Annotated in this window: 6 protein-coding genes; 3 read left to right on the top strand and 3 right to left on the bottom strand. The window is 73.8% G+C overall.

Going from position 1 to position 8,091, the window contains the following annotated elements; genetic code table 11:
• Positions 1–542 (top strand): cytochrome P450 (locus MHW47_RS28690; protein WP_239226670.1); only part of this gene is annotated, 542 nt, incomplete at its 5' end.
• Between the two features lie 21 nt (positions 543–563).
• Here the strand turns inward: MHW47_RS28690 and treY are convergent.
• On the bottom strand, positions 564–2,930 hold the full coding sequence (gene treY, locus MHW47_RS28685; RefSeq protein WP_239226669.1) for a malto-oligosyltrehalose synthase: 2,367 nt from the start codon (positions 2,928–2,930) through the stop codon (positions 564–566).
• Between the two features lie 87 nt (positions 2,931–3,017).
• Positions 3,018–5,201: a glycogen debranching protein GlgX gene (gene glgX, locus MHW47_RS28680; protein ID WP_239226668.1), complete on the bottom strand. Its 2,184-nt coding sequence runs from the start codon at positions 5,199–5,201 to the stop codon at positions 3,018–3,020.
• 353 nt (positions 5,202–5,554) lie between these two features.
• Between glgX and MHW47_RS28675 the strand changes: the two genes are divergently transcribed.
• Positions 5,555–6,787 carry an SAV2148 family HEPN domain-containing protein gene (locus tag MHW47_RS28675; RefSeq protein ID WP_239226667.1) on the top strand — a complete coding sequence of 411 codons (1,233 nt, stop codon included), beginning with the start codon at positions 5,555–5,557 and terminating at the stop codon, positions 6,785–6,787.
• Between the two features lie 67 nt (positions 6,788–6,854).
• Complete coding sequence (locus MHW47_RS28670; RefSeq protein ID WP_239226666.1) at positions 6,855–7,583, top strand: exonuclease domain-containing protein; 729 nt, start codon at positions 6,855–6,857, stop codon at positions 7,581–7,583.
• Between the two features lie 16 nt (positions 7,584–7,599).
• Here MHW47_RS28670 and MHW47_RS28665 read toward each other — a convergent pair.
• A partial coding sequence (locus MHW47_RS28665; RefSeq protein ID WP_239226665.1) for a phosphotransferase occupies positions 7,600–8,091 on the bottom strand: 492 nt, incomplete at its 5' end.

The raw sequence follows: 8,091 nt of genomic DNA, 5'->3' as shown, positions 1-8,091 counted from the left end.
ACCTCGTCGAGGAGTTCTGCCGCTGGCTGCCCGCCGCGCCCTCCGCCCCCGGGCCCTGCCTGCGGGACTCCGCGCTGCGCCGGACCGTGCTCGCCTCGCTCCTCGCCAGCCTCCTCGACGACCCCGACCTGCTGGCCGCCCTGCGCATCGAGCCCGCGCTCGCCGGCCGGGCCTGGACGGAGTCGCTGCGCCGCGACCCGCCCGTCCAGGTCGTCCTGCGCCGCACGGTCGCCGCGGTCACCCTCAGCGGCGGCACCCTCCCCGCGCGGGCGCCCGTGGCCTGCCTCGTCGGGGCCGCCGCCCGCGACCCGCAGCGCTTCGCCGCCCCGGACGTCTTCGACCCCTTCCGCCCCGACCAGGACCGCACCCTGACCGGCCCGGCGGGCTGCCCGGCCGTGGCGCTCAGCCGGCTGGAGGCCGAACAGGGGCTGCGTGCCCTGCTCGACGCGATGCCCCGGCTCCGCTGGGCCGACGGCTTCCGCCCGGCCGCGACCGGACTCCTCACCCGGGGCCCGCGCTCCCTGCTGGTCCGGCCCGGCTGAGCCCGCCGGGCCGCCGCGCCCTCAGCCCCGTACCAGCAGCGCCACCGGACGGTCCGCGAACAGCTCCGCCACGCCCGCGACCCCGCCGGCGAACTCGCGGCCGGGGCTCAGCAGGTCCCGCCACACCCCGTCGTCCGGCAGCGCCAGCCGTGTATCGCGCCAGCCGCCCGACTCGGCGAGCCGCAGCGACAGCCGGGTCACCGCCGTGACCACCTCGCCCGAACGGCAGAACGCCACGCAGTGCTCCGCCGCCGGGCCCGAGGCACGCAGCGGCGCGTACGTGCCCGACTCGCCGAACACCGCGGGGCGCTCCCGGCGCAGCCGCAGCGCCACCCCGGTCAGCTCCGCCTTCTCGTCGGCGGGCTCCCCGGGCGACGGCTCCGCGAACGGCCGCCGGTTGTCCGGATCGACCAGGGCCAGGTACGCGCGCTCGGTGCCCTGGTACAGGTCCGGCACCCCCGGCATCGTCAGATGCACCAGCGCCGCCCCCAGCGACTGCGCCCGCACATGCGCGGCCAGCGGCGCGGCGAACTCCTCCACCAGAGCCCGCACCGGCCCGGAGTCCGCGGCGGGCCCGGCGGCCACGAAGTCCGACACCAGCCGCTCGTACACCGGATCGGGCTCCGTCCAGCTCGTGAACAGGCCCGACTCGCGCACCGCCTTCAGCAGCGCCGGCTCCAGCCGCGCCGCCCGCTCACCGGCCGGGATGCCCGCGCAGCCGACCGCCGTCTGCCACGCCTGCCAGGCCAGCTGGGGATCGGGCGCCGCCGGGCCGGACCGGGCGAGCCCCGCCACCAGCCCCGCCCACCGGCCGGGGCACTGGGACAGCACCGCGATGCCCGCCCGCACCTCCGCGCTCCGCTTGGTGTCGTGCGTCGTCAGCACCGTCCCGGTGGCCGGCCAGTCACGCGCCAGCCGGGTGCAGAAGGCGTGGAAGTCCTCCGGCGCGACCGCCGGGTGCCCCGGATCGCCGCCCACCTCGTTCGCCGAGACCAGCGGCACGTACCGGTAGTACGCCGTGTCCTCGACCGCCTTCGCGCGCAGCGCCGAGGCCGTCTGCGCGAACCGGGCGCAGAACGCCTCCCGGTCCCCGCCGCCGCCCAGCCGCCCCAGCGCCAGGTCCCGCACCACGTCGACGGCCGACGCCTCGTCCCGTACCGCGAACACCGCCTTGGCGTCGCTCACCGCCGTCGCGTCCAGCGTCGCCCCGGCCTCCTCCGGGCAGGGACCGCCCGCCGTCACGTACGGGCGATACACCGGTACGCGGACCAGCAGTTCGCGCACGGCGGTCCGCAGCGCCCACGGCGCGTGGTCGCGCAGCGCCGGGTCGCCGGCGCAGATCCGCGCGGCCAGCCGGGTCAGCAGCTTGGTCTCCGCCGCCAGCTCGTGGCTGACCACCCGGTACGCGGCCCGGCGCACGGTCGCCGCCCAGTAGCCGCCCCGGTCCCCGGCCGGGGATGCCGCCTCGCGGTAATGGCCCATCAGTTCCACCGCGCCCTGCGGATCGGTGAACAGGCCGTCGATCCGGTACAGCGCGTCGTAGCCGGTGGTCCCGGCGACGGCCCAGCCGGCCGGCAGCCGCTCGGAGCCGGTGAGGATCTTCTCCACCACCGTCCACACCCCGCCGCTCGCCTCCGACAGCCGCTCCAGATAGCCGGCCGGGTCGGCGAGCCCGTCCGGATGGTCGATCCGCAGGCCGTCCACCACCCCGTCCCTGACCAGTTCGAGGATCTTGCCGTGGGTGGCGGCGAAGACCTCCGGGTCCTCCACCCGCACCCCGATCAGGTCCGAGATGGTGAAGAACCGCCGGTAGTTCAGCTCGGTGCGGGCCAGCCGCCACCAGCAGAGCCGGTAGTGCTGGGCGTCCAGCAGTTCCGGCAGGGCGAGGTGGGCGGTGCCGGCCCGCAGCGGGAACTCCTGCTCCCCGTACCGCAGCACCTCCCCGTCCACCCGCATCCGCGCCATCTCGTCGCCGATCCGGCCGGCCAGCACGGGCAGCAGCAGCCGGCCGCCGCCCGCCTCCCAGTCGATGTCGAACCAGCGCGCGTACGGCGAGCCGGGGCCCTCCCGCAGCACCTCGCGCAGCGCGTGGTTGTGCCGGGGGTCGGCCGCCATGTGGTTGGGCACGATGTCCAGGACCAGGCCGAGGCCGTGTTCCCGCGCGGTGCGCGCCAGCCGCCGCAGCCCCTCCTCGCCGCCCAGCGCCTCCCGTACCCGGCCGTGGTCCGTGACGTCGTAGCCGTGCCGGGAGCCCGGCACGGCCTCCAGGACCGGCGACAGGTGCAGATGGGAGACGCCGAGCGAGGCGAGGTACGGCACGGCGTCCTCGGCGGCCCGGAAGGGGAACTCCGGCTGGAGCTGCAGCCGGTACGTGGCGGTAGGCGTCATGGGATCTCCGTACCCACATCACGGCCGTCCGTGTCACCCCGCCGGACATTGGGCACGACGGGGTGAGCCGGACGGGCCCCCGGGAGGTCAGGCGGGCCGTTGCAGGACCATCATGCTGCGCCCCACCAGCGTCACCCGATCGCCCGCCGCCACCTTCGGCCCCGCGCCGGGCAGCACGCCGGCCGGGCGGGCGGTGTCCACCACGGCGTGCCACTGCCGGCCGTGGTCGACGGGCACCGCGAACTCCAGCGTCTCGGCGCTGGCGTTGAACATCAGCAGGAACGAGTCGTCGGAGATCCGCTCCCCGCGCGGTCCCGGCTCCGAGATGGCGTGCCCGTTCAGGAAGACGGTCAGGGCCTTGGCGTGCGCGGCCTGCCAGTCCCGCTGGGTCATCTCCTGGCCCTGGGGCGTGAACCAGGCGATGTCGGACAGTTCGTCGTGCGTGCCCTCCACCGGGCGGCCGTGGAAGAACCGGCGGCGGCGGAAGACCGGATGGTCGCGGCGCAGCCACACCATCGCGCGGGTGAACTCCAGGAGACTCATGTTCCGGTCCGCGCCGTCCGCCTCGTCCGCGCCGGCGTCGTCCTCGTCGTCCCCGAGGTCGGCGCCCAGCGCGCAGGGCGGTTCGGGCCAGTGCACCCAGGACAGCTCGTTGTCCTGGCAGTAGGCGTTGTTGTTGCCCCGCTGGGTGCGGCCGAACTCGTCGCCGTGGCTCAGCATCGGCACGCCCTGCGACAGCATCAGCGTGGCGATGAAGTTGCGCATCTGGCGTTCGCGCAGCTCCAGCACCTCCGGCCGGTCCGTCTCGCCCTCCACGCCGCAGTTCCAGGACCGGTTGTGGCTCTCGCCGTCCCGGTTGCCCTCGCCGTTGGCCTCGTTGTGCTTGTCGTTGTACGAGACCAGGTCGTGCAGGGTGAAGCCGTCGTGGCAGGTGGTGAAGTTGATCGAGGCCAGCGGACGGCGGCCGTCGTCCTGGTACAGGTCGGAGGAGCCGGTCAGCCGGCCGGCGAACTCGGCCAGCGTCCGGGGCTCGCCCCGCCACAGGTCGCGGACCGTGTCCCGGTACTTGCCGTTCCACTCGGTCCACAGCGGCGGGAAGTTCCCCACCTGGTAGCCGCCCTCGCCCACGTCCCACGGCTCGGCGATCAGCTTCACCTGGCTGACCACCGGGTCCTGCTGCACCAGGTCGAAGAACGACGACAGCCGGTCCACCTCGTGGAACTGCCGGGCCAGCGTGGCCGCCAGGTCGAAGCGGAAGCCGTCCACGTGCATCTCGGTCACCCAGTACCGCAGCGAGTCCATGATCATCTGGAGCACGTGCGGCGACCGCATCAGCAGCGAGTTCCCGGTGCCCGTGGTGTCCATGTAGTACCGCTGGTCCTCGGTCAGCCGGTAGTACGAGGCGTTGTCCAGCCCCCGGAAGGACAGCGTCGGGCCCAGGTGGTTGCCCTCGGCGGTGTGGTTGTAGACCACGTCGAGGATCACCTCGATGCCCGCCTGGTGCAGGGCGCGCACGGCCTGCTTGAACTCCAGCACCTGCTCGCCCCGGTCGCCCCAGGAGGCGTACGCGTTGTGCGGGGCGAAGAAGCCGATCGTGTTGTAGCCCCAGTAGTTGGCGAGCCCCGCGTCGGCGAGCCGGTGGTCCTGGACGAACTGGTGCACCGGCATCAGTTCGATGGCCGTCACGCCCAGTTCGGTCAGGTGCGCGATGATCTCCGGGTGCGCGAGACCCGCGTAGGTGCCGCGCAGCTCCTCGGGCAGCCCCGGATGGAGCATCGTCAGGCCCTTCACATGGGCCTCGTAGATCACCGTGCGGTGGTAGTCCGTACGGGGGCGCCGGTCGTCCCCCCAGTCGAAGTACGGGTTCACCACCACCGAGGTCATCGTGTGCGGCGCGGAGTCCAGGTCGTTGCGCGCGTCGGGCCGGCCGAACGGATAGCCGTAGACCGCCTCCCCCCAGCTGATCCGTCCGGAGACCGCCCGCGCGTAGGGGTCCAGGAGCAGCTTGGCGGAGTTGCACCGCACGCCCCGCTCCGGCTCGTACGGGCCGTGCACCCGGAATCCGTAGCGCTGACCCGGCATCACCCCGGGCAGATACGCGTGCCGGACGAAGGCATCGGTCTCTCTCAGCTCCACCGCCGTCTCGGAACCGTCGTCGTGCAGCAGGCACAACTCGATTCGGTGGGCGGCCTCCGAGAAGACCGCGAAATTGGTCCCGGCGCCGTCGTACGTGGCACCGAGCGGGTACGCCTGTCCCGGCCACACCTGCATGGATCGACTCTTCCAGTTCTGCCGCGGTCGCACGGCCCACCTGGGCCCCGCGCCCGATCTTCCCCGAAAGAGGTCCCCTTACCTAGGACGTCGGCCCGTCGGTCAACCTCGTGCCTCTCCGTGTCGCCCGCGCACGCCCGCCGGCCGGTCCCGCCGCCCGGCTGTCCGGTTCGCGTGCCGAGGTGGGGTGTTTAATCCCTATGAATCCGCTCACTCCCCCCGAACACGCCGTCCGGAACAGGTTTGACGCCATGGGGAGTTGGTAAAGGAGCCTGCGCATCGGGCTGCACCGGCTCCCGCTCCCGGAGTACCCTTCCTTGATCGTTGGTGGGGGAGTGGAAGGCGGTGCGCGGGTGAGCTCGGGAGGGTTCGAGCTGCCCTCGGGTGACGCGGGTCACGAAGGGGACGTGGCCGAGGTTCCCCCCGGGGCGGTGTCACTGGCGCAGCCCCTGGAGATCGGCGCGGAGCTGGAGTGGGACGCCGACGACTGGAGCGAGGTACGCACCCGCGCACAGCGGGCCGGGCGCGCCTACATCTGGCTGAACCTCGTCGAGCAGCGGCTGCGCGCCGTGGTCGCGGCGGTGCTCCGGCCGATCTACGAGCCCGTCCACGGCGACGACTGGGTGGTGGCCGCCGCCGGGCCCGCCGGACAGGAGTGGGTGCAGCGCGCCGTCGCCGTGCGCGAGGTCTCCCGCCGCAAGGGCTACCTGCTCGACCCGGCCGACGACAACGTCCTCAGCTTCCTCACGCTGCCCCAGCTGCGCGAGCTGATGGTCCAGCACTGGCCCTGCTTCGAGGCGTACTTCGACGACCGCCGCGATGTCGAACTGGCACTCGACGAGCTGGAGGTGGCGCGCAACGTCGTCTCCCGCAACCGCGCCCTGAACGAGGCGGTGCTCGCCCAGGCGGAGCGGGCCTCGGCCCGGCTCCTGGAGATGCTCGGCGGCGGCGCGTCCGTGCCCTCCGCCGACCGGCTCCCGGTCGACGCGGTCGAGGAGCTGGTGGGCGACCGGTACGCGGACGTGGTCTCCGTCCACTCCGACCGGGTCCGGCTCCAGCGCCAGCTGCCCGCCGAGGACCTGTTCGGCGGGGCCCGCCGGCTCGACGCGATCGGCATAGGGCTGAACCTGCTGGTGCAGAACTTCTCCGGACGCCGGCTCATCCGGCTCGCCGAGACGGGCTGCCGGATACGGCTCCTCTTCATCAACCCCGCCAGCAGCGCGGTCAAGCGCCGGGAGCGGGAGCTGGGGCTCAAGAAGGGCGAGCTGAGCCGGTCCGTCGAGATGAACATCCTGCACATGCGGCGGGTGCGCTCCAAGCTCCGCGACCCGGGCGCCTTCGAGATCCACGTCTTCGACGAGACCCCGCGCTTCACGGCCTACCTGGTCGACGGGGACGGCGCCGACGCGGTGGGCGTCGTGCAGACCTATCTGCGCCGGGCGCGCGGCATGGAGGCGCCGGTGCTGGTGCTGCGCGGCGGCGGGCGTGCGGTGGTCCGGGCGGGGCAGGGATACGAGCACGGGCTGTTCGAGACCTACCGGGAGGAGTTCGAGTCCGTGTGGACGGACTCCCGGCCGGTCTCCTGAGCGGTGTTGTCAGTGGCCCGTGCGAGGGTGGTCGTCATCCGGGGGAGCACCATGAAGGAGGTACGGGATGAGCTGGCACCGGCACGCGCTGGTCGGCTTCGATCTGGAGACGACGGGGACCGACCCGCTGGAGGCCAGGATCGTGACGGCCGCGGTCATCGCCGTGGACGACCGGGACGGCGAGCCGACCGCCCGGCACACCTGGCTGGCGAATCCGGGCATCCGCATCCCCGCCCAGGCGTCCGCGATCCACGGCATCAGCAGCGAGCGGGCCGCCGCCGAGGGCCGTCCGGCGCGTGAGGTGGCCGACGAGGTCGCCGGTACGCTGGCCGGCTACTGGCGCCGGGGCGTCCCGGTCGTCGCCTACAACGCCGCCTTCGACCTGTCCCTGCTCACGGCCGAGTTGCACCGCCACGGGCTACCCTCGCTCGCCGACCGGCTCGACGGCGCGCCGGTCGGCCCCGTCATCGACCCGTACACCATCGACCGCGCCGTCGACCGCTACCGCAAGGGCAAGCGGAACCTGGAGGCGGTCTGCGTCGAGTACGGCGTGGTCCACGGCGGCGCGCACGACGCGGCGGCGGACGCGCTGGCCGCGGTCCGGGTGGCGTACGCGATAGCCGCCCGCCACCGCGAGGTGGCCGACCTCCCCGTCGAGCTGCTGCACGAACGCCAGATCGCCTGGTACGCGGAATGGGCGGCGGACTTCCAGAGTTTCCTGCGCCGCAAGGGCACCCCGGACGCGGTGATCGACGCCCGCTGGCCGGTCCGCGAACCGGCCGAGGTCGCGGGCTGACCCGCGACGGGCCCGGTCAGAACGGATACCACCGCACCGAGGCGTCCCCGTCCCGCAGGGACGCGACCCGGCGCCGGAACTCCGCGGCGGCGGCCTCGTTCGCGGGCGCGTGCTGGGCGACCCACGCACAGCTCGCCGTCTCCCGCGCCCCGCGCAGCACCCCGCAGCCGTCCCACGCGCGCACGTCCCAGCCGTACGCCGCGGTGAACGCGTCGTACGCCTCGGCCGCCAGCCCGTACCGGTCGCGGGACAGCGCGAGGACCACCAGATCGTGTTCGCGCAGGTCCGAGGAGAAGGTCTCCAGGTCCACCAGGACCGGTCCGTCCGGGCCGACCTGGACGTTGCGCGCCAGCGCGTCCCCGTGGATCGGGCCCGGCGGAAGCTGGGGGACCAGCGCCGCGGCCGCCGCGGCGAACCCGTCGCGGCGCTCGCGCAGATACGCCGCGTCGGCCGGGTCGATCGCGTCGCCCGCCAGCCGCAGCCAGCGCTCCACGCCGCCCAGCAGTTC

The sequence above is a fragment of the Streptomyces sp. OfavH-34-F genome (assembly GCF_022347745.1).
In the GTDB taxonomy this organism is placed as follows: Bacteria; Actinomycetota; Actinomycetes; order Streptomycetales; family Streptomycetaceae; genus Streptomyces.
This window is presented reverse-complemented; position numbering and strand designations above follow the sequence as displayed.

Excerpts from the sequence above, each read along its gene's own strand:
- treY (WP_239226669.1), bottom strand. The coding sequence starts at position 2,930 with ATGACGCCTACCGCCACGTACCGGCTGCAGCTCCAGCCGGAGTTCCCC.
- glgX (WP_239226668.1), bottom strand. The coding sequence starts at position 5,201 with ATGCAGGTGTGGCCGGGACAGGCGTACCCGCTCGGTGCCACGTACGAC.
- MHW47_RS28670 (WP_239226666.1), top strand. The coding sequence starts at position 6,855 with ATGAGCTGGCACCGGCACGCGCTGGTCGGCTTCGATCTGGAGACGACG.